Genomic DNA, 20,409 nt, shown 5'->3' with positions numbered 1-20,409 from the left:
GTGTCCGAGTCGCTACCGTGGACCTCGGAACAACTCTCAACCCGTCGTTGAACCTTCTGGTGGGAGCTCGAACGTCGTGGAAGGCATGCACATGAGTGGGACTGACACCCCCGGTACCGAGTCCGAGATGACTCGGTACGACCTCGGCCTGCTCTTCACCGACGGCCTCCCCGAGCACGACGAGCAGAACGGCTACCGCGGCACCGTCGCCGCACGCGCAGCCGGCATCTCGTACCGACAGCTCGACTACTGGGCCCGCACCGAGCTCGTGCAGCCGACCATCCGCGGCGCTGCCGGGTCGGGGTCGCAGCGGCTCTACGGCTTCCGGGACATCCTGGTGCTCAAGCTCGTCAAGCGACTCCTCGACACCGGGATCTCGCTGCAGCAGATCCGCACCGCCGTGAACCAGCTCCGCGAGTCCGGCGTGTCCGACCTGGCCCAGACGACGCTGATGTCCGACGGGGCGTCCGTCTACCTGTGCACCTCGGACGACGAGGTCATCGACCTGGTGTCCCGCGGCCAGGGCGTGTTCGGCATCGCGGTCGGCAAGGTCCTGCGCGAGGTCGAGAGCTCCCTGGTCGAGCTCGACGCCACCCCTGCTGCGGACCCCGCCGACGAGCTCGCGGCCCGCCGGGCGAACCGCGCGTCCTAGCCGTTCCTCGCCCTCCCGCTCGTCCGGCTCCGCCGGAGAGTCGTCGGTGCGTCGTCCGGTGCCCTCGACCGGGCCAGATCTGTCACGCTCGCGCCGTTCGACGACGTCCCTGACCCACTCGGCGTCCCACCGGCGGCGAGTCGTGCCCACTCGGCACCCGGCAGACCCCGCCCGGCGGCCGACGACCCGCGTGTCCTGCCCACTCGGCGTTCGAGCACCGACCTTCGGCTGCTGAGACCCGAGCCCCGACCCCCGGGACGCGAGCCCCGACCCGGGCCCCGACTTCCCGCGCGGGTGGTTCCGGTCGCGCGAACTGCCGCGAGTGTCCGTCTCGGTCGCACGACTTGCCGCTCAGCTCCCGTGCGGACGGCATGTCGTGGGACCAGGACCGTCGACGATTGCATCGAGTCGAGCGTGCGAGATCCGGCCCGTTCAGCGGATGACGGGCCCGAGCGGTCGAGGGCTCGCCGCGGTGCGCAGCGGCTCGAGCACGCGCCGATCCGAGCGAGCACGACGTGCCGCCGGGTCGTCACGGCGTGGGCGGGATCCGTCGTCCGGGGACCTCGACCGTGACAGATGGTGCGCGCTCGACGGCCGGCCCAGCGCGAAGCCGGTCCGGGGGAGGAAGCCGGCCCGGAGAGGCGGCAGCGCCTAGGCGACGCCGCCCTCGGCGTAGGGACCGATCTTGCCCGTGCGCATGATGCGCTCGAGCAGCTGGTCGAAGTTCTTCGCCATCTCCTGCGCCGACTCGCCGGGCCACACGTGCAGGGGCTTCGCCGCGCCCTGCGCCTGCTGCAGCGACGTGCGCTCCGGCAGCTGCGGCGAGAGCACGAGCGGGCCGAACATGTCCCGGAGTTCCTTGATGCGGAACTGGTGCTCGAGCGACTGCACGCGTGCCCGGTTCACGATGATGCCGAGCGGCTGCAGGCGGGGGGAGAGCCCGCGGCGGATCTCCTCGATCGCACGGAGCGCGCGGTCCGCGGCGGCGACGGAGAACAGACCCGGCTCGGTGACCACGGTCACGCGGTCAGAGGCCGCCCAGGCGGTACGCGTCAGGGCGTTGAGCGACGGGGCGCAGTCGATCAGGACCAGCTCGTAGTCCTGCTCGACGTTCGCCAGCGCCTCCTCCAGCTTCCAGATGTCCCGGATGGAGGGGTGGGGGCCGTCGAAGTTGATGGCGGACGGCGAACCGACGAGCACGTCGACCTTGCCCTGCGAGCCCTTCGTCCACCCGGACGGGGCGATCGCCTGGCGGACGATCTTCTCCTTCGGGTTCTCGAGGACGTCGGCGACGTTGAGGTGGCCGGAGATGTCGATGTCGAGGCCGGTCGAGACGTCGGACTGCGGGTCGAGGTCCACCACCAGCGTGCGCAGTCCCTTGGCGAACGCGGCCGATGTCAGGCCGAGCGTCACCGTCGTCTTGCCGACACCACCCTTGAGGGAGCTCACGCTGAGTACATGCACGGTGAGCCACGTTACCGCCAGTAAGGTTGTGACACCTCAACCCGGGCTGAAAGGGACGTCGTGTTCAGCAAGATCCTCGTGGCGAACCGTGGCGAGATCGCCATCCGCGCGTTCCGTGCCGCGTACGAGCTGGGGGCCCGGACGGTGGCCGTCTACCCGTACGAGGACCGCGGATCCCTGCACCGGCTGAAGGCCGACGAGGCCTACGTCATCGGCGAGCCGGGGCACCCGGTCCGCGCCTACCTGGACGTCTCCGAGATCATCCGTGTCGCCCGCGAGTCGGGTGCCGACGCGATCTACCCGGGGTACGGCTTCCTCTCCGAGAACCCGGAGCTGGCCGCCGCTGCCGCCGCTGCGGGGATCACGTTCATCGGGCCGGGCGAGCACGTCCTCGAGATGGCCGGCAACAAGGTCACCGCGAAGGAGCACGCGATCGCCGCCGGTGTCCCGGTCCTCGCGAGCACCCCACCGAGCCGCGACGTCGACGAGTTGCTCGCGGGCGCCGACGCCGTCGGGTTCCCGGTCTTCGCGAAGGCGGTCGCCGGCGGCGGTGGGCGCGGGATGCGCCGCGTGGAGACGAAGGCCGAACTCCGCGAGGCGCTCGAGGCCGCGATGCGCGAGGCCGACAGCGCGTTCGGCGACCCGACCATGTTCCTGGAGCAGGCCGTCCTGCGTCCGCGGCACATCGAGGTGCAGATCCTCGCGGACGCCACGGGCACGGACGCCGGCACGATCCACCTCTTCGAGCGCGACTGCTCCGTGCAGCGCCGCCACCAGAAGGTGGTGGAGATCGCACCGGCGCCCGATCTCGATCCGGCGATCGCTGCGGCGCTCCACCGTGACGCCGTCGCCTTCGCCCGGTCGATCGGCTACGTCAACGCCGGCACCGTCGAGTTCCTCCTCGACACCGAGGGCGAGCGTGCCGGCCAGCACGTCTTCATCGAGATGAACCCGCGCATCCAGGTCGAGCACACCGTGACGGAGGAGGTGACGGACGTCGACCTCGTGCAGTCGCAGATGCGCATCGCCGCGGGGGAGACCCTCGCCGACCTCGGGCTCGCGCAGGACACCGTCGCCGTGCACGGTGCGGCGCTGCAGACCCGCATCACGACCGAGGACCCGACGCAGGGCTTCCGTCCGGACACCGGACGCATCACGACCTACCGCAGTCCGGGTGGCGCGGGCGTCCGGCTCGACGGCGGCACGGTCGCGACGGGTGCGCAGATCAGCCCGCACTTCGACTCGATGCTCGCGAAGATGACCTGCCGCGGGCGGGACTTCCCGGCGGCCGTCGCCCGGGCGAAGCGTGCCCTGGCCGAGTTCCGCATCCGCGGCGTGAGCACGAACATCCCGTTCCTGCAGGCCGTGCTCGACGACCCGGACTTCGCCCGCGGTGACGTCTCGACGCAGTTCATCGAGGAGCGCCCGCAGCTCTTCGGCGGCCACGTGTCGAAGGACCGCGGCACGAAGGTGCTCGGGTGGCTCGCCGACGTGACGGTGAACAAGCCGAACGGCGAGCGTCGCCCGCAGACCGTCGAACCGGTCGAGAAGCTCCCGGCCGTCGACCTGTCCGCCGCGCCGCCGTCCGGGCAGCGCGACCTGCTGCTGCAGGTCGGCCCCGCCGAGTGGGCGCGACGGCTCCGCGCCCAGACCGCGCTCGCGGTCACCGAGACGACGATGCGTGACGCCCACCAGTCGCTGCTCGCCACGCGCGTCCGGACGAAGGACCTGGTCGCCGTGGCGCCGCACGTGGCCCGGCTCACCCCGCAGCTGCTGAGCGTCGAGGCCTGGGGCGGAGCGACCTACGACGTCGCCCTGCGCTTCCTCGGCGAGGACCCGTGGGAGCGCCTGGCGGCACTCCGCGGGGCGATCCCGAACATCCCGGTGCAGATGCTGCTGCGCGGGCGCAACACGGTCGGCTACACCCCGTACCCGACCGAGGTCACCGACGCCTTCGTCGCCGAGGCCGCCGCGAGCGGCGTCGACGTCTTCCGCGTGTTCGACGCGCTGAACGACGTCAGCCAGCTGCGTCCCGCCCTGGATGCCGTGCTCGCGACCGGCACGGCCGTCGCCGAGGCGGCGCTCTGCTACTCCGGCGACCTCCTCGACCCGGCAGAGGACCTCTACACGCTCGACTACTACCTGCGGCTCGCCGAGCAGATGGTGGAGGCCGGCGCGCACGTCATCGGCATCAAGGACATGGCCGGTCTGCTCCGCGCGGGAGCGGCCGAGCGGCTCGTGGGCGCGCTGCGCGAGCGGTTCGACCAGCCCGTGCACGTGCACACGCACGACACCGCCGGCGGGCAGCTCGCGACGCTCCTGGCGGCCAGCCGGGCCGGCGCCGACGCGGTCGACGTCGCGGCGGCGCCGATGGCCGGGACGACGAGCCAGCCGAGCATGTCCGCGCTCGTGGCGGCGCTGGCGCACACCGAGCGCGACACCGGCCTCGACCTGACCGCGGTCGGCGCGCTCGAGCCCTACTGGGAGGCGGTCCGTCGCGCGTACGCCCCGTTCGAGTCCGGCCTGCCCGGTCCGACCGGCCGCGTGTACCAGCACGAGATCCCCGGCGGGCAGTTGTCGAACCTCCGGCAGCAGGCCATCGCCCTGGGACTCGGCGACCGCTTCGAGCAGGTCGAGGACTGGTACGCCGCGGCGAACCGCATCCTCGGCCGCCCGACCAAGGTCACGCCGTCCTCGAAGGTCGTCGGCGACCTGGCGCTGCAGCTGGCCGCGGTCGGCGCCGACCCCGACGACTTCGAGCAGAACCCGCAGCAGTACGACATCCCCGACTCGGTGATCGGCTTCATGGCCGGCGAGCTCGGCGACCTGCCCGGCGGGTGGCCGGAGCCGTTCCGGTCGAAGGTGCTCGAGGGCCGCGAGGTGCACGTCGGGACGACCCCCGTGCCGGAGTCGGAGCGCGCCGCGCTCGCGACCGCCGGACCCGAGCGGCAGCAGGCCCTCAACCGACTGCTCTTCCCGCAGCCGACCCGGCAGTTCGCCGCGGTGCGGGAGCAGTACGGCGACCTCTCGGTGCTGCCGACCCTCGACTACCTCTACGGTCTGCGTCCCGGGCAGGAGCACGTCGTGCCGCTCGGGCGCGGCGTGGAGTTGCTCGTCGGGCTCGAGGCGATCGGCGAGGTCGACGAGCGGGGCATGCGCACGGTCATGACGACGCTGAACGGGCAGCTCCGCCCGGTCGCCGTCCGTGACCGCTCGGTCGAGGTCGCGACGAAGGTCGCCGAGCAGGCGGACCCGTCCGACCCGAAGCACGTCGCCGCACCGTTCTCCGGTGTGGTGACGCTCAAGGTCGCCGTCGGTGACGTCGTCCGGGCTGGTCAGCCCGTGGCGAGCATCGAGGCGATGAAGATGGAAGCGGCCATCACGGCGCCCGTGTCGGGCACCGTCGGCCGTCTCGCGATCCCGGTGACCCAGCAAGTGGACGCCGGCGACCTCCTGGTGGTGCTGCAGTAACGTGACCGTCCGTCCCATCCGCCTGTTCGGCGACCCCGTCCTCCGTTCCCCCGCGGACCCGATCGCACCGGACGCCCTCGGTTCGCCGGGCGTGCGCGACCTCGTGCAGGACCTCCTCGACACCGTGCGCGAGCCCGGTCGTGCCGGCGTGGCCGCTCCGCAGATCGGTGTCGGCCTGCGCGCGTTCTCGTACAACGTCGACGGCGAGGTCGGGTACGTGCTCAACCCCGAGGTCGTCGAGGTGCGCGGCGAGGTCGAGCTCATGGACGAGGGCTGCCTGTCCGTCCCCGGGCTCTCCTACCCGACCCCGCGCCACCCGTGGGCCAGGGTCCGCGGCGTCGACGTCGACGGCGCCGAGGTCGTCCTCGAGGGCACCGGGCTGATGGCGGAGGCGCTGCAGCACGAGGTCGACCACCTCGACGGCACCGTCTACGTGATGACCCTCGCCCCTGAGGTCCGTCGCGCCGCACTGCGTGACGTCCGCGCCCAGTCCTGGTTCCACTGACCACGATCCGGTTGAGCGGGGCAGGGGCGTCCTGCCCCCGAAGACGGGTGCGGTTGTCCCCGTGAATGCGGACTGACGCGCCGCCGGGCGCTGGGTACGGTCGCTGACGTGCCGTCACGGTGACGGTGCAGGGCAGGGGATCACCAGCATGCAGCACCGTCAGCGGGCGACACGTCGTGCCGCCTTCGTCGTCATCACCGCAGCCGTCGCGGCCGTCGTCGGCACCACCGTGAGCGTGGTGCCGCAGGCGGCTCCTGCGGCAGGGGCGACCCAGGAGGTGGAGGCTCCGGACTTCGCGTCCGAGGTGTACGGCGATCCGTGGGACTACTCGCAGACCACCGACCAGAACACCGACGCCGTCGGGACGTCGGCGTCGATCAGCGGTGGCAAGCTCCGGGTCGCGCTCCGCTCGGGCGACTCGGTGTCGCTCGTCGACACCGTCAGCGGCAGCTTGCCGTACGGCCGTGACGGTGCGGTGCTGCCGGTCGACGCCTCGCGGTACAAGCGGCTCTCCTTCAAGATGGACCAGCCGTTCGACCGCCAGATCGGGGCGGTCTACTGGTGGACCTGCCGCGAGAAGACCTCGGCGTGCGGGGGCGGCATCACCTTCCCGGTGACCCCGGGCTCGCAGGTGTACGACCTGCCCCTGACGAAGGCGTCGACGCTGCAGGCCGGGCGGCCCTGGTCGGGGAAGATCGTCGCGTTCCGGCTCGACCCGGTGGTCCTGCCCGCGGGGAAGTCCGGCACCGCGCTCATCGACTGGACGAGGCTGCGCGGCAGCGGCGGCTCGCACGCTGCGTACCCGCCGGGGACGTACGGCGACGCCGTCGTCGCCCGACGACCGCGCCCGGTCGTCGACTCGCCGAACGTCCGTCAGGGGGTCGACCTGGCGACCCGGCAGCGCGGTACACCGTGGGTCTTCACGAACGCATCGGCGGCGCGGGGCATCGGCATCGAGAACGCCACGATCCTGGGCTACGGCGCGAGCGGCATGACGGCCCGGAACTCCGGAGCACACCCCGGCGACTCGCAGCTGTCGCTCCCGGTCTCGAGGTTCAAGGCGGACTCCTACCACCACCTCTCGCTCGAGTACACCTACGACGGACCGTTCTCGCTCGCCGGTACTCCCGGCGGTGGCAAGATGGCCCGGCTCATCTGGTGGGACCCGTCGTCCACGACGCCGCAGATCGGGAACGACGTGCTGACCTGGTCGGGGCAGAACGCGCGGCGCATCGAGATCGACCTCAGCAAGCAGGACGACCTCGACGAGGACGCGCTGTCGCCGGAACTCGGGTGGAACGGCCGGACGATCTCCCGGTTGCGGTTCGACCCGAACGAGGACCCGGGAGCCCTGACCTGGCACCTCGAGGCGATCCACCTGCGGACCGACCCGAGCGCCACGCGCACCACGACGGTGAAGTTCCACGACGCAGCCTGGGTGGCCGGCGCGACGGCGACCGTCTCCGTCGCGCAGAGCGGCTCCGGCAAGTGGCAGACGATCCGGTCCGGTGTCGCGGTCCAGCAGGGCACGAACTCGGTGCGCTTCGACCTCGGCAGCCGTCCCGCGGCGAAGTACCGCGTCCGTGTCGCCATCACGCACCCGGGTGTCGCGACCGCCAGCGCGTCCTCCACGGCGGTCATCGCGATGCGGAAGTGACCGTCCCCGGGGTGTTCGCCGGAGGTCCGTGCGTGACACCCCTTCGCGGGATTGTCCGAACATCCCGGTCGCGAGGTACCGTGTCCGCGTCGGCTTCCCACCGACACGGCTCCCACACCCTCAGGACACCCAGCATGACCGTTCAGAACGACGAGCTCAGCTCGCACCGCACCCGCACCAACCGCCGCCCCGACCCCGCGCCGACGACGTCGTCGGTCGCCGTCCTCGACGCGCCGGAGGTGCAGGCCCCGGAGGCCTGATCCGGAGCGCGTCCGCGACCCGTCGACGGGTCGCGCCCCGCGCGCAGACGACACACGGGAGGCCCGGTGTCGGTCCGTCGGACCGGCACCGGGCCTCCCGTCCGTCGTCCCTACGCGCGGCCCCGTCGTCGGGACGCGACCACGGGGGTGGCCGTGGTCTGGACCTTCGACCCCGAGTAGATGTGCTCGACGTCCGCGGCGAAGTCCCGCAGCACGACGGCGCGCTTGATCGTCAGCTTCGGGGTGAGGTGGCCGGAGGCCTCCGTCAGCTCGGTGTCGACGATGGTGAAGGACCGCACGGACTCGGCCCGGGACACCCGCTGGTTCGCGGTGTCCACGGCCTCCTGCACGGCGACGTGCACGCGCTCGTCGTAGGCGGCCTCGCGCGGCGTGAGCGCGGGGGTGATGCCGCGGGCCTCGCACCACCCGGGGAGCATCTCCCGGTCGAGCGTGACGAGCGCGGCGACGAAGGGCTTGCCCTCGCCGACGACCACCACCTGCCCGACCAGCGGGTGCTCGCGGATGCCGTCCTCGAGCGGTGCCGGCGCGACGTTCTTGCCGCTCGCGGTGACGATGAGCTCCTTCGCCCGACCGGTCACGGTGAGCACCCCGTCGGCGTCGAGCCGCCCGAGGTCGCCCGTGCGGAACCACCCGTCGCTGAAGGCCTTCGCGGTCGCCTCGTCGTTGTGCCAGTAGCGGTCGAACACGTCGACGCCGCGGATCAGGATCTCGCCGTCCTCGGCGATCCGTACCTCGACGCCCGGGAGTGCTCGACCGACCGTGCCGATGCGGAGCTCGCGCGCCCGGTTCACGGTCGCGGGCGCGGTCGTCTCGGTCAGGCCGTAGCCCTCGAGGATGTGCACGCCGATCGAGCGGAAGAAGTGCGACAGGCGGGGGGAGAGCGGAGCGGAGCCGCTGATCGCGTACTGCACGCGTCCACCGATCGCGTCGCGCAGCTTGGCGTAGACCAGCTTGTCGAACAGCGCGAACCGCAGCTTCAGGCCGAGGGGCACCCGTCCCGCGGCCACCGCCTCGGAGTGCGCGACCGCGACGTCGGCTGCGGCACGGAAGATCCGACCCTTGCCGCCGAGGTCGGCCTTCTGCTCGGCCGAGTTGTAGATCTTCTCGAAGACGCGGGGCACCGCCAGCAGGAAGGTCGGCTTGAACGTCGACACGGCCCGCATGAGGTCGCGGGTGTCCGGCTCGTGGCCGACGAGCACCCCGGTCGAGATCGACATGACCGCGATGAAGCGGGCGAAGACGTGGGCCATCGGGATGAACAGCAGCGTGGAGGACCCGTCGGCGACGACCTCGGGCATCGCCTCGGTGGCGCCCTCGACCGTGCCGGTGAAGTTGTCGTGCCGCAGGACGCACCCCTTCGGGCGTCCGGTGGTGCCCGACGTGTAGATGATCGTCGCGTCGTCGTGCCCGTGCACGTCCGCCGTGCGGGCGTCGAGCTCGGCGTCGGTGACCGTCTCGCCGAGACGGACCAGGTCGTCGAGACCGCCGCCGTCGATCGTCCAGTGCTGTCCGAGGTGCGGCAGGTCCGGGGCGATCGACGCCACCCGGCGTGCGTGCTCCTCCTGCTCGACCACGATCGCCACGGTCTCCGAGTCGGAGAGGATCCAGCGCACCTGGTCGGGGGAGCTCGTCTCGTAGACCGGCACGGACACGAGCCCCGCGGTCCAGACGGCGAAGTCGACGAGCGTCCACTCCATCCGGGTGCGGGACAGGATCGCGACGTGCGCACCCGGTTCGAGCCCGGCGGCGACGAAGCCCTTCGCGATCCCGCGGACGCGCGCGAGGGTGTCCGCGGCGCTGACGGTCGTCCAGGTGTCGCCGTGCCGCTGGGCGAGGATCGGCCGGTCGGGCGTCCGACGCGCCCGGTCGGAGAGCAGTCGGGCGGCGGAGCCGTGGTCGGGTGCGGAGTTGGGTGCGGGCTGCCGCTGATCGTTCACGGTTGACTCCCTTGTCGGCCGGTGCGATACGAGGACGCCTCGACGATGAGACGTCACCGCCAGCATACGGGCGGAGCGGCACGGGACGGACGGGCTCCGGTGCGGTTCGCAGCACCTCGTCAGCCGTCGGGCGGCGTCGGCCGGCGCCGAGCGGGCGAGCGGTGCCCGGCACCCGCCTCGGTCGCGTTGCCGGCGTTCGGCGTCGCCACGCGGAGACGGTAGGCTCGACCCTCGTGCATGCCATCGGAATCGACATCGGGGGCACCAAGATCGCGGGAGCGGTCGTCTCGGAGCTCGGCGAGATCCTCGCCGAGGACCGCGTCGCCACCAACGCGGCGGACCCGGACGCCATGCTCGACGACGTCGTGACGATGGTCACCCGTCTGCGAGCCGCCCACGACGTGGGAGCGGTCGGTGTCGCGGCACCGGGCTTCATCGACGCGTCGCAGTCGATCGTCTACTACACGCCGAACATCCGCTGGCGGAACGAGCCCCTCCGGCAGAAGCTCCAGGAGCGCCTCGGCGACCTGCACATCACCGTCGACAACGACGCGAACGCCGCCGGCTGGGCGGAGTTCCGCTTCGGTGCCGGTCGCCTCGTGTCCGACATGACGATGCTCACGATCGGGACCGGTGTCGGTGGCGCGATCGTGACCGAGGACCGGCTCTTCCGCGGCGGCTTCGGCACCGGCGGCGAGATCGGTCACCTGCGGATCGTCCCGAACGGCCTGCCCTGCGGCTGCGGCGCCCGCGGCTGCATCGAGCAGTACGGCTCCGGCCGTGCCCTGCAGCGCATGGCGAACGACGTCGCCGACGCCGGCGGCATCGGTTCGGCACTCGCCGACGCGCGCGAGCAGAACGGCGGGCAGCTCGACGGCGCGATCGTCGGCGACCTGATCCTGGCCGACGACCCGGGCGCCCTCGCCGCGCTCCGTCGCCTCGGTCGCCACCTCGGCGAGGCCTGTGCGTCACTGTCCGCGGTGCTCGACCCGCAGCTGTTCGTCTTCGGCGGCGGTGTCGCGAGCGCCGGCGACCGTCTGCTCGAGCCGATCAAGCAGGCGTACCTCAACAACCTGCCGGCGCGCGGGTACCACCCGGAGCCCGACTTCGTGATCGCCGAGCTCGTGAACGACGCCGGCGTCGTCGGCGCCGCCGACCTCGCCCGCATCCACGCCCGCACGGCGTAGGGTCACCCCGACGGTACGCGCGTCCCGAACTGGAGTCGACGATGACCTACTGGCTGCTCAAGAACTTCCTGCTCGGCCCGCTCATCCTGACGCTCTTCCGACCCTGGGTCGTCGGCCGTGAGCACGTGCCCGCGAAGGGCCCGGTGATCTTCGCGTCGAACCACATCTCGTTCATCGACTCGGTGATCCTGCCGGCGGTGCTCGACCGGCGGATCTCCTTCCTGGCGAAGAGCGACTACTTCACCGGTCGTGGCCTCAAGGGCTGGGCGACGAAGACCTTCTTCAACGCCATCGGGCAGCTGCCCATCGACCGCTCCGGCGGCAAGGCGTCCGAGGCGTCGCTCCACACCGGGCTCCAGGTCCTGGCACGCGGCGAGCAGCTCGGCATCTACCCCGAGGGCACCCGCAGCCCGGACGGCAAGCTCTACCGCGGCCGCACCGGCATCGCCCGGATGATCCTCGAGGGCCGGGTGACCGTCGTGCCGGTCGCGATGGTCGGCACGCGCGAGGTGCAGCAGATCGGCCAGAAGTTCCCCAAGTTCAAGCGCGTCGGCGTCGTCTTCGGCAGGCCGCTCGACTTCTCGCGCTTCGAGGGCTTCGAGACCGACCGGTTCATCCTGCGCAGCGTCACCGACGAGGTCATGCACGAACTCGCCGGTCTGAGCCGCCAGGAGTACGTCGACGTCTACGCGACGAGCGTCAAGGAGCGTGCCAGCAGCGCTCGAGAGCAGGTCATGAAGGACCGCCGCACGCCGACGGCCTGACGGGCGACCGCCGTCGTCGCCCCCGCGTCACGCGGGAGCGGCGGGTCGGGCGCGGACGGTAGGATCTGAGGACTCCGGCCCCGGCCGGACCGGCCTGCGCGCAGGCCTCCCGCTCCCGCCCGACCCAGAACACCGAGGTACCGCCTTGATCGAGTCGACCGACGTCGTCGCCCTGCAGGATCCGGACGTGATCGAGGGTCTCGACCACTGGCGCACCCTGCCGATCAAGCAGCAGCCGACCTGGCCCGACCGCGCCGCGGCCGAGGCGGCGTCCGCCGAGATCGCGACGCTGCCGCCGCTCGTCTTCGCGGGCGAGGTCGACAAGCTCCGTGACCGGCTCGCCGCAGCGGCGCAGGGCAAGGCGTTCCTGCTGCAGGGCGGCGACTGCGCCGAGACCTTCGCCGGAGCCACGGCGGACTCGATCCGTGACCGTGTGAAGACCATCCTCCAGATGGCCGTCGTGCTCACCTACGGTGCCTCGACACCGGTGATCAAGATGGGACGCATGGCGGGGCAGTTCGCCAAGCCGCGGTCGAGTGACTTCGAGACGCGCGGCGACGTGACGCTGCCGGCGTACCGCGGCGACATCGTGAACGGCTACGACTTCACCCCGGAGAGCCGCCAGGCCGACCCCCGCCGCCTGGTGCAGGGCTACCACACGGCCGCGTCGACGCTGAACCTGGTCCGTGCCTTCACGCAGGGCGGGTTCGCCGACCTGCGGCAGGTGCACTCGTGGAACAAGGGCTTCGCGTCGAACCCGGCGAACGCCCGCTACGAGCACCTCGCGAAGGAGATCGACCGCGCGATCCGCTTCATGGACGCCTGCGGAGCCGACTTCGAGGCGCTGAAGCACACCGAGTTCTACGCCTCGCACGAGGGGCTCCTCATGGACTACGAGCGGCCGATGACCCGTATCGACTCGCGCTCCGGTCTCGCCTACGACACCTCCGGCCACTTCATCTGGATCGGCGAGCGGACCCGCGACCTCGACGGCGCCCACGTCGACTTCCTGTCCCGCGTGCGGAACCCGATCGGCGTGAAGCTCGGCCCGACGACGACCGTGGACGACATGAAGGCCCTGGTCGACACGCTCGACCCGGAGCGCGAGCCCGGTCGTCTGACGTTCATCACCCGGATGGGTGCGGGCAGGATCCGCGACGAGCTGCCGAAGCTGCTCGAGGCGATCAAGGGCATGGACGCGAACCCGCTCTGGGTGACCGACCCGATGCACGGCAACGGCCTGACGACCCCGACGGGCTACAAGACCCGTCGCTTCGACGACGTCGTGGACGAGGTCCTCGGCTTCTTCGAGGCGCACCGCCAGGTCGGCACCTACCCGGGCGGCATGCACGTCGAGCTCACCGGTGACGACGTCACCGAGTGCCTGGGCGGCTCCGAGCAGATCGACGAGGCGACCCTGGCGACGCGCTACGAGTCGCTGTGCGACCCGCGGCTCAACCACATGCAGTCGCTCGAGCTCGCCTTCCTGGTGGCCGAGGAGCTGAGCGCCCACCCCTACCAGCGGCCGTAGTCGCGACCGTACGACGGACGGGAGGCACGGTGCCAGCCGGCACCGCGCCTCCCGTCCGTCCGTCCGCTCGTCTCCGGCCCGGCTCCGGTCGCCTGTCCTGTCCTGCCCGGCTCCGGTCGCCCGTCCTGCCCGTCTCCGGTCGCACGACCTGGCGGCTACTGCTCGTAGGAGAGCGTGATCGTGTCGCCCCGGTGGACGGTCGATCCCTGGATCGGGTCCGTCGCGGTCACCGGCAGCGCTGACTTCCAGTCGTAGAACCGGCAGAGCACGTTCGTGCAGTCCGGGACGGAGACGTCGAGGCCGAGGTTCTCCAGGGTCGAGGAGGCCTCGTCGATGGTCTTGCCGGCGACGTCGGGCAGCGTGATCGGCGTCGGGCCCTTCGAGAGCACGAGGTCGACGGCAGAGCCCTGCACGGCGGGGGAGTCCTCGACGCTGGACGAGATGACCTGCCCCTTCGGCACGTCGTCGCTGTAGCGCTCCTGCTGCGCCCCGACGACCAGACCGACGGCGTCGAGCGCGGCGGTCGCGCCGTCGAGGGTCTTGCCCGTGACGTCCGGGACGGCGCCGAGCGAGACCGTGAGCGTGACCGGCCCGCGTTCGGCGTACTCGCCGACGGAGGACAGGTCGACCGTCTGCCCGTCGGTGCCCAGGCCCTTCGCCGCGATCACGGTGTCCTCCGGAGCGTCGGCCGAGAACTCGTACTGGTCGTCCTGCAGCTGGAAGTCGTCGTCCAGTGCGGCCGTCACGGTCGACAGCGGTTGCCCGACGATCGCGGGCAGGGCGATCATCCGCGGGCCGTCCGACACGACGATCCGCACCGGGGTGCCCTTGCGGACCTCGCGTTCGGCCGCCGGCTTGGTCGTCGACACCTGTCCCTTCGCCACGACGGCGTCGTACCGGCTGTCGGTCCCGGCCGTGGGCTGGAGCCCCTGTGCCTGGAGCAGCTGCCGGGCCTGTGCCACGGACTTCCCGGCGACCTCGGGGATGCGGACGTTGCCCCAGGGCCCCGGACCGAGGGCCCAGCCGGCGACGCCGGCGATGATCGCGAGGACCACGACGACCGCGAGCAGGATCCACCCGCGCTTCCGACGCTTGACGGACTTGTCGGCGAGGCGTTGCGCCGCCGGGGAGAGCGTCCCGGGCTGGGCTCCCGTGCGTCGGGGGCCGGGCGCACCGCGGCGGGCCGGAGCAGCGGGCGCACCGCCCGTCGAGTCGGCGATCACCCGGGTGGCGTCGTCCTGCTCGGGGCCGTCCCACCGTCCGGACGCATCGGCCGAGGAGGGCGACGCGCTGCCGGCCGGCAGGATCGCGGTGGCGTTCTCCGGACGCAGCACCGCGGTGCGGTACTGGCCGGTCGCGCGCTGCTGGTTGCCCGACATGTGGTCGAGCATCTCGCGGGCGTCGCGCGGACGGTCTGCGGGGTCGCGGGCGGTGGCCCAGGCGACCAGGTCGTCGAGCTCCGGCGGGACGCCCGGCTCCGCGGCGCTCGGCACCGGGACCGTGTCGTTGGCGTGCTGGTAGGCGATCTGCATCGGCTGGTCGCCCTTGTAGGGCTGCTCGCCGGTGAGCATCTCGTAGAGCATGATGCCGAGTGCGTAGATGTCGCTGCGCGAGTCGGCGGCGCCGCGCGTCACGAGCTCGGGGGACAGGTACGCGATCGTGCCGAGCAGGGCTGCTCCGGTGGCCGTGTTCGCCGTGGTCGCCCGCGCCAGGCCGAAGTCGCCGAGCTTGATGCGCCCGTCGTCGGCGAGCAGGACGTTCTCGGGCTTGAGGTCGCGGTGCACGATGCCGGCCCGGTGCGCCGACGCGAGGCCGGCGAGCACGGCGCGCAGGATGTCGGTGGCCTGCTCCGGGGTGAGCGCCCGGTGCTCCTGCAGCAGGTCGCGCAGGGTGATGCCCGGGATGTACTCCATGACGATGTACGCCGTGTCGTCCTCGGCGCCCTGGTCGTACACGCCGACGAGGTTCGGGTGGGAGAGCCGGGCGGCCGAGCGGGCCTCCTGGATGAAGCGCTCACGGAAGGCCTGGTCGTCGGCCAGGTGCCCGTGCATGATCTTGATCGCGACGCGACGCTCGAGCCGGACGTCGGTGGCGAGGTACACCGTCGCCATGCCCCCGCGCGCGATGCGCGAGCGCACGCGGTACCGCTGGTCGATCATGCGACCGATCATCGGGTCCGTTGCGGCGTTCGTGGTCATCGGCGGCATTCTACGAAGGGCTGCCGGTACGGTCCGACCTGACGCACCGACCGTGACCCAATCTCGATCTCGAGGATGAGTCGGCTGTCCGGCCGACCAGGCGGGCGGGAGCTCAGAGCGAGGCCAGCAGGGCGCGCGCGGTCTGCTCCCACTTCGCGTACTCGTTCGGGTACGCGGAGACCTGGACCGCCTGGGCGGCGTCGGTCAGGGCCATCGACGACCACCCACGCACGCCGAGCAGGCCGCGGGTCTTGCCGGGGTTGCCGACGAAGAACAGCTCGGCGGCGGTGGCCGGGTCCTGCAGTGCGGCCTTCGTGCCCCAGCCCTGGCTCGGACGCTGCTGGAACAAGCCGACGGAGTCGCGGTCGCCGTGCGACAGGTTGCGCAGGCTCGACTCCTGCAGAGCCGCTGCGAGGGCGATGACGATGCCGCGGTCGGGGACGCCGAGGGTCCGGCCGACGCTGACGATGGTGGCCGCGTTGCGCCGCTGCTCACCGGTCAGCTCGACGCCGTTGACGCTGCCGACGGCCGTGGTCACGGCACTCCCGGTCGGGGTGGTCGTCGGCTTCGAGGTCGCAGCGGGCAGCACGAGGGTCTTCCCCGCGTAGACCGTGCTCGTGTAGCTGAGGCCGTTCGCCGCGAGGAGGGCCTTCACCGACACCCCGTGCTTCGCCGCGATCGCCCCGATGGTGTCGCCGGCGACGATCTTCACGCTCGACGCCCGGGCGGGTGCGGCCGGCGCGGTGCTCACGGCAGGCGCCGGCTTCGCGGCGGGTGCCGTCCCGGCGCGGGGGATCGTCAGGGTCTGGCCCGGGTAGATCAGCGAGCGCTGCGAGAGGTCGTTCGCGGCGAGGATCGCCGAGGTCGACACGCCCACGCGGGCGGCGATGCCGGACACGGTGTCGCCCGACCTCACGTGGTAGCTGCCGCTCGTGCTCGACGTCGCCGGTGCTGCTGCGGGGGCGGCGGGTGTCGAGGACAGGTGCAGCGTCTGCCCGGGGTGGATGATCGTGTTCCAGCCGAGGCCGTTGCGGACCAGGACCTCCTGCGCCGAGAGCCCGAAGCGCGCGGCGATGCCCGAGACGGTGTCGCCCTGACGCACCGTGTAGGTGGTGGGGGCCTTCGACACCGCGGCGACCGTGGTGACGGTGGTGGTCGACGGGCGGGCGACGGCGGTGCCGAACACCGGGCGCTGGCCCACGTTCCGGTCCTCGTCCACGTGCCGCTTCTTCGCGGCGTCGTCGTGCCGGGGCTCGGCGTGCGCCACCGGGCCGGTGAGGCCGGCGGTCACGGCGATCGTGCCCGCGAGGACGATGGGCATGGTGGCGAACCGGGCGGATCGAGCGCGCCGGGCGGCGTCGTCTGCAGCGTTGTCCACGGGTTGTCTCCTGTCCTGGGTGAGCCGTGCGCGGGAGCGGGTACTCACAGGTGGCTCCACGCTGACATGGCGTGATTCCCAAGTCAACCAGAGAGCCGCGTGTTGCGCGTGTGACTCGTGTGATCAGCGTGACGGCACGACGCAGGCCGGTGCTCTGGCAACATGGGGCGGGTGAGTGATGGACCCACCGACGACACGACCCTCTCCGAGCGCTGGCTGACGGTGCCCGACCTCGTGGACCTGCTCGGGGTGAGCCCCGGGCGCATCCACCGCCTGTTCGAGCAGAAGACGCTGCTGGCTGCCCGCGTGGGCGGCGTGCTGCGGGTGCCGAGCGAGTTCCTCGACGGCTCCGAGCCGATGCCGGAGCTGCGCGGCACGCTGATCGTCCTCGGTGACAACGGGTTCTCCGACGACGAGGCGGTCCGCTGGATGCTCTCCGAGGAGCCCGCACTCCGCACCTCGCCGATCGCCGCGCTGCGCGCCGGCCGCAAGGCCGAGGTGCGCCGCGTCGCACAGTCCCTGCTCTGAGCCCGGGAGCCGACCCGGCGCCCTGGACCGGAGACCCGTCCCGGCGGGCTGGCCCGCGCAGCAGGAGCCGCCCCGGTGAGGACGGTCGGGTGACGGACGGGAGGCCCGTGGCGGTGTCGCCACGGGCCTCCCGTCCGTCGTCGTGGTCGGCGTCTAGGCGACGCGGCTGCTGACCGTGTCGGCCAGCGACAGCAGCTGGTCGCGCGCCGACGGCGTCAACGGCGCGGCCTCGAGCGCTGCCTTCGCGCGCTGCACGTGCCGGTCGATCGAGCGCTCGACGGCGGCGACCGCCCCGGACTCGGTGAGCGTGGCGCGCAGCATCTGCACCTGCTCCTCGTCGAGGTCGGGGTCGCCGAGCAGCTCGTCGAGCAGCTGCCTCGGGCCGGGCGGGAGCGCCTTGCGGGCCGAGGCGATGAGGACGGTGCGCTTGCCCTCGCGGAGGTCGTCGCCGGCGGGCTTGCCGGTGACCTCGGGGTCGCCGAACACACCGAGCACGTCGTCGCGGAGCTGGTACGCGACGCCGAGCGGCAGGCCGAAGGACCGCAGGCCGTCGAGCTGCGCCTCCGAGGCGCCGGCGACCAGGGCGCCGATGACGAGCGGTGCCTCGATCGAGTACTTCGCCGACTTGAAGACGATGACCCGCTGTGCCCGCACCAGGTGCTCGGTCTCGTCGATCGTCGGCCAGGCGGTCTCCTCGTGCACGTCGAGGTACTGCCCCGCGGTCACGTCGAGCCGCATCGCGTGGAACTCCTGGCGGACGATGCGTGCGCGCGCCGGGTCGAGGAGCGCGAGCCCCTCGTCGAAGACGGAGTCGCTCAACGAGAGCAGGACGTCCCCGAGCAGCAGCGCCGAGTTCGTGCCGTACAGCGAGCGGTCGCCGACCCAGCCGGACTCCTCGTGCAGGGACTCGAAGCGGCGGTGCGCGGCAGGACGACCACGACGGGTGTCCGAGCGGTCCATGATGTCGTCGTGCACCAGGGCGGCGGCGTGGAAGATCTCGAGCGCGGCGGCCACCGTGACGACGGCCTCGGCCGTGGTCTGGCGGGAGCCCTCGGCGAGGGGGTCGAAGGACCCCGAGCGGCCGGCCACGGACTGCCATCCCCAGTAGCAGAACAGCGCTCGGAAGCGCTTGCCGCCGGACAGCAGGTCACGGGCGTACCGGTCGAACGGCGCGAGGTCCGGGCTGATCGCGAGGAGCCGATCACGCTGCTCGTCGAGTGCCCGTCCGACCCGTGCCGAAACGAGGTCCACTAATCGCGTACTCTCAGCCACGACTCCTACCCTAGTGGAGCGGTCGAGTCATAGAATCGGTCCACTTCAGCGATGCCACAACCCGGCGGTAGCGCGGCACACCAGCGGTCGTCAGACAGCATCCCCAGGAACAAGAGGGAAACGAGATGCCACTCTCGGAGCAAGAGCAGCGACTCCTCGAAGAGATGGAGCGGAGCCTCTACCAGAACGACTCCGACTTCGTGGCGCGTGTCACGCGCCGCGAGGGACGCGCGAGTTACACGTCCATCACGATCGGTGTGCTCGGTGCCCTCGTGGGGATCGCCATCGTCATCGTGGCGCTCGTCGTGAAGCAGCCGTGGCTCGGACTGCCGGGATTCGTGGTGATGCTCGCCGGTGTGCTGTACGCACTGCGCCCGGGGATGCGGATGTCGAAGTCCGGGGCGAAGGCGCCGCGGGCGAAGGGGCAGTCCGCGGGTCGGCCGTCGCGGCCGTCCTCCTCCGGTGGCTCCTTCATGGACCGGATGAACGAGCGCTGGGACAAGCGCAACGACCCGGGGCAGCAGTAGCCGCGCCGCACTCCCTCCACACGCCTCCACGGGGCCGGTCCTTCGGGACCGGCCCCGTCGTCGTGTCCGGGTCGCAGTCGTCCGTCTCCGCGCGCAGCGGGCGCGATCCGCGCGGAGGAGGTAGATCCGCGCGTAGGCGCACGTTCCTTCTGGCGTCCTTCGCGCGGATCGGTGCTCCATTCCGGGCGTGATGGGAAGGAACGGGCGCGGCGAGGGGCCTGCCGGGAACGCTGCGGACGGGAGGCGCGGGGCGGTCGTGCGCCGAGCCTCCCGTCCGGCGCGCCCTCGGCTGCTCCCGAGTCTGCGAATGTCCTCCACTTCCCTCCACCCCCTCCACTCCGCTCCACGTCCGCGTGCTTCCGGGGATGTGACGCGCAGAGCAGCGAGCTGCGAGCCCCAGTGTCCACCCCAGATCGGGGGATCGGAGCGGATTCGGGAGCGCCGATCGTTCCGCGGGGAGCGAAGTGGAGTAAAGTGGGGGTCACGACGGTCCGGTGGAGCGGAGGGGAGGTCCCGACGTGCTGCTCGGTACCCATGCCCCGAAGCTCGACGAGAAGGGTCGCGTGATCCTCCCCGCCAAGTTCCGGGACGAACTGTCCGGCGGACTCGTGATGACCCGTGGGCAGGAGCGCTGCGTCGTCGTCTTCAGTGCGGACACGTTCGAGCAACTGCACGAACGGATCCGGACGGCTCCGATGACGTCGAAGCGCACCCGGGACTACATGCGCCTGTTCCTCTCCGGAGCGAGCGCGGAGACCCCGGACAAGCAGAACCGCGTGACGATCCCGCAGAACCTCCGTGAGTACGCGGGGCTCGAACGGGACCTCACGGTCATCGGCAGCGGTGACCGTGCCGAGATCTGGTCGACCCCCGCGTGGGAGGCCTACTACGCCGAGGTCGAAGAGGGCTTCGCCGACAACGACGAGGAGGTGATCCCGGGGATCTTCTGATCCGCGGATCGGGACTCCCAGCCGTGGTGCCCTGACACACCTTCCCCGGTGTCAGGTCGCATGGATGGGGATCCGGGTGCGTGGCCCAGACGGTCACAGGGGCTGCA

At 71.8% G+C, this 20,409-nt stretch carries 16 protein-coding genes; 11 read left to right on the top strand and 5 right to left on the bottom strand.

All coding sequences use genetic code 11. The features are described from left to right. The first annotated feature begins 91 nt into the window (after positions 1-91). On the top strand, positions 92-652 hold the full coding sequence (locus J2X59_RS07355; RefSeq protein ID WP_066658032.1) for a MerR family transcriptional regulator: 561 nt from the start codon (positions 92-94) through the stop codon (positions 650-652). A gap of 651 nt (positions 653-1,303) precedes the next feature. Here J2X59_RS07355 and J2X59_RS07350 read toward each other — a convergent pair. After that, a complete protein-coding gene (locus tag J2X59_RS07350) occupies positions 1,304-2,116 on the bottom strand; it encodes a ParA family protein (RefSeq protein WP_326496217.1) in 813 nt (270 codons plus the stop codon). A gap of 60 nt (positions 2,117-2,176) precedes the next feature. Between J2X59_RS07350 and J2X59_RS07345 the strand changes: the two genes are divergently transcribed. The 4 genes from J2X59_RS07345 to J2X59_RS07330 all read left to right on the top strand — a co-directional run bounded on the left by J2X59_RS07345 (position 2,177) and on the right by J2X59_RS07330 (position 8,009). Continuing rightward, entirely contained in the window at positions 2,177-5,587 is a 3,411-nt protein-coding gene (locus J2X59_RS07345; RefSeq protein ID WP_326496216.1) for a pyruvate carboxylase, read from the top strand. A gap of 1 nt (position 5,588) precedes the next feature. Beyond that, on the top strand, positions 5,589-6,092 hold the full coding sequence (locus J2X59_RS07340) for a peptide deformylase (RefSeq protein WP_066653701.1): 504 nt from the start codon (positions 5,589-5,591) through the stop codon (positions 6,090-6,092). Between the two features lie 148 nt (positions 6,093-6,240). Next, complete coding sequence (locus tag J2X59_RS07335; protein ID WP_326496215.1) at positions 6,241-7,749, top strand: hypothetical protein; 1,509 nt, start codon at positions 6,241-6,243, stop codon at positions 7,747-7,749. A 134-nt stretch (positions 7,750-7,883) separates the two neighbouring features. After that, positions 7,884-8,009, top strand: a complete 126-nt coding sequence (locus tag J2X59_RS07330; protein ID WP_268746771.1) for a hypothetical protein — start codon at positions 7,884-7,886, stop codon at positions 8,007-8,009. A gap of 110 nt (positions 8,010-8,119) precedes the next feature. On the opposite strand, the gene J2X59_RS07325 is transcribed toward J2X59_RS07330, so the two are convergent. Then, the gene (locus J2X59_RS07325) at positions 8,120-9,967 is read right to left on the bottom strand and encodes an AMP-dependent synthetase/ligase (protein ID WP_326496214.1); all 1,848 of its coding nucleotides are present in this window, start codon (positions 9,965-9,967) and stop codon (positions 8,120-8,122) included. A gap of 233 nt (positions 9,968-10,200) precedes the next feature. On the opposite strand from J2X59_RS07325, the gene J2X59_RS07320 reads away from it, so the two are divergent. The 3 genes from J2X59_RS07320 (at position 10,201) to J2X59_RS07310 (ending at position 13,449) form a co-directional block, all read left to right on the top strand. Further along, positions 10,201-11,154, top strand: a complete 954-nt coding sequence (locus J2X59_RS07320; RefSeq protein ID WP_066653706.1) for an ROK family glucokinase — start codon at positions 10,201-10,203, stop codon at positions 11,152-11,154. Positions 11,155-11,195: 41 nt separating this feature from the next. Further along, on the top strand, positions 11,196-11,918 hold the full coding sequence (locus tag J2X59_RS07315; RefSeq protein WP_066653708.1) for a lysophospholipid acyltransferase family protein: 723 nt from the start codon (positions 11,196-11,198) through the stop codon (positions 11,916-11,918). Between the two features lie 187 nt (positions 11,919-12,105). Continuing rightward, a complete protein-coding gene (locus J2X59_RS07310) occupies positions 12,106-13,449 on the top strand; it encodes a class II 3-deoxy-7-phosphoheptulonate synthase (protein ID WP_326496290.1) in 1,344 nt (447 codons plus the stop codon). A gap of 155 nt (positions 13,450-13,604) precedes the next feature. Here the strand turns inward: J2X59_RS07310 and pknB are convergent, their stop codons facing one another. Then, complete coding sequence (gene pknB, locus J2X59_RS07305) at positions 13,605-15,647, bottom strand: Stk1 family PASTA domain-containing Ser/Thr kinase (RefSeq protein ID WP_326496213.1); 2,043 nt, start codon at positions 15,645-15,647, stop codon at positions 13,605-13,607. 112 nt (positions 15,648-15,759) lie between these two features. After that, positions 15,760-16,968: a LysM peptidoglycan-binding domain-containing protein gene (locus tag J2X59_RS07300; protein WP_442781418.1), complete on the bottom strand. Its 1,209-nt coding sequence runs from the start codon at positions 16,966-16,968 to the stop codon at positions 15,760-15,762. 228 nt (positions 16,969-17,196) lie between these two features. On the opposite strand from J2X59_RS07300, the gene J2X59_RS07295 reads away from it, so the two are divergent. Then, positions 17,197-17,553: an Rv2175c family DNA-binding protein gene (locus tag J2X59_RS07295; protein ID WP_251160128.1), complete on the top strand. Its 357-nt coding sequence runs from the start codon at positions 17,197-17,199 to the stop codon at positions 17,551-17,553. Between the two features lie 153 nt (positions 17,554-17,706). Here J2X59_RS07295 and J2X59_RS07290 read toward each other — a convergent pair whose 3' ends face one another. Next, complete coding sequence (locus J2X59_RS07290) at positions 17,707-18,825, bottom strand: polyprenyl synthetase family protein (RefSeq protein ID WP_400337774.1); 1,119 nt, start codon at positions 18,823-18,825, stop codon at positions 17,707-17,709. 125 nt (positions 18,826-18,950) lie between these two features. Here J2X59_RS07290 and J2X59_RS07285 point away from each other — a divergent pair, with 125 nt between their 5' ends. Together J2X59_RS07285 and mraZ are read left to right on the top strand one after the other, a co-directional pair. Next, the gene (locus J2X59_RS07285; RefSeq protein ID WP_326496210.1) at positions 18,951-19,352 is read left to right on the top strand and encodes a DUF3040 domain-containing protein; all 402 of its coding nucleotides are present in this window, start codon (positions 18,951-18,953) and stop codon (positions 19,350-19,352) included. Positions 19,353-19,870: 518 nt separating this feature from the next. After that, a complete protein-coding gene (gene mraZ / locus J2X59_RS07280) occupies positions 19,871-20,302 on the top strand; it encodes a division/cell wall cluster transcriptional repressor MraZ (protein WP_058729729.1) in 432 nt (143 codons plus the stop codon). Positions 20,303-20,409: the final 107 nt, after the last annotated feature.

The organism is Curtobacterium sp. 260, from assembly GCF_030803485.1.
Classification (GTDB): Bacteria; Actinomycetota; Actinomycetes; order Actinomycetales; family Microbacteriaceae; genus Curtobacterium.
This window is presented reverse-complemented; position numbering and strand designations above follow the sequence as displayed.

Coding starts and splice junctions, on each gene's coding strand:
- J2X59_RS07355 (WP_066658032.1), top strand. CDS start 92: ATGAGTGGGACTGACACCCCCGGTACCGAGTCCGAGATGACTCGGTAC.
- J2X59_RS07335 (WP_326496215.1), top strand. CDS start 6,241: ATGCAGCACCGTCAGCGGGCGACACGTCGTGCCGCCTTCGTCGTCATC.
- J2X59_RS07330 (WP_268746771.1), top strand. CDS start 7,884: ATGACCGTTCAGAACGACGAGCTCAGCTCGCACCGCACCCGCACCAAC.
- J2X59_RS07315 (WP_066653708.1), top strand. CDS start 11,196: ATGACCTACTGGCTGCTCAAGAACTTCCTGCTCGGCCCGCTCATCCTG.
- pknB (WP_326496213.1), bottom strand. CDS start 15,647: ATGACCACGAACGCCGCAACGGACCCGATGATCGGTCGCATGATCGAC.
- J2X59_RS07300 (WP_442781418.1), bottom strand. CDS start 16,968: ATGCCCATCGTCCTCGCGGGCACGATCGCCGTGACCGCCGGCCTCACC.
- J2X59_RS07285 (WP_326496210.1), top strand. CDS start 18,951: ATGCCACTCTCGGAGCAAGAGCAGCGACTCCTCGAAGAGATGGAGCGG.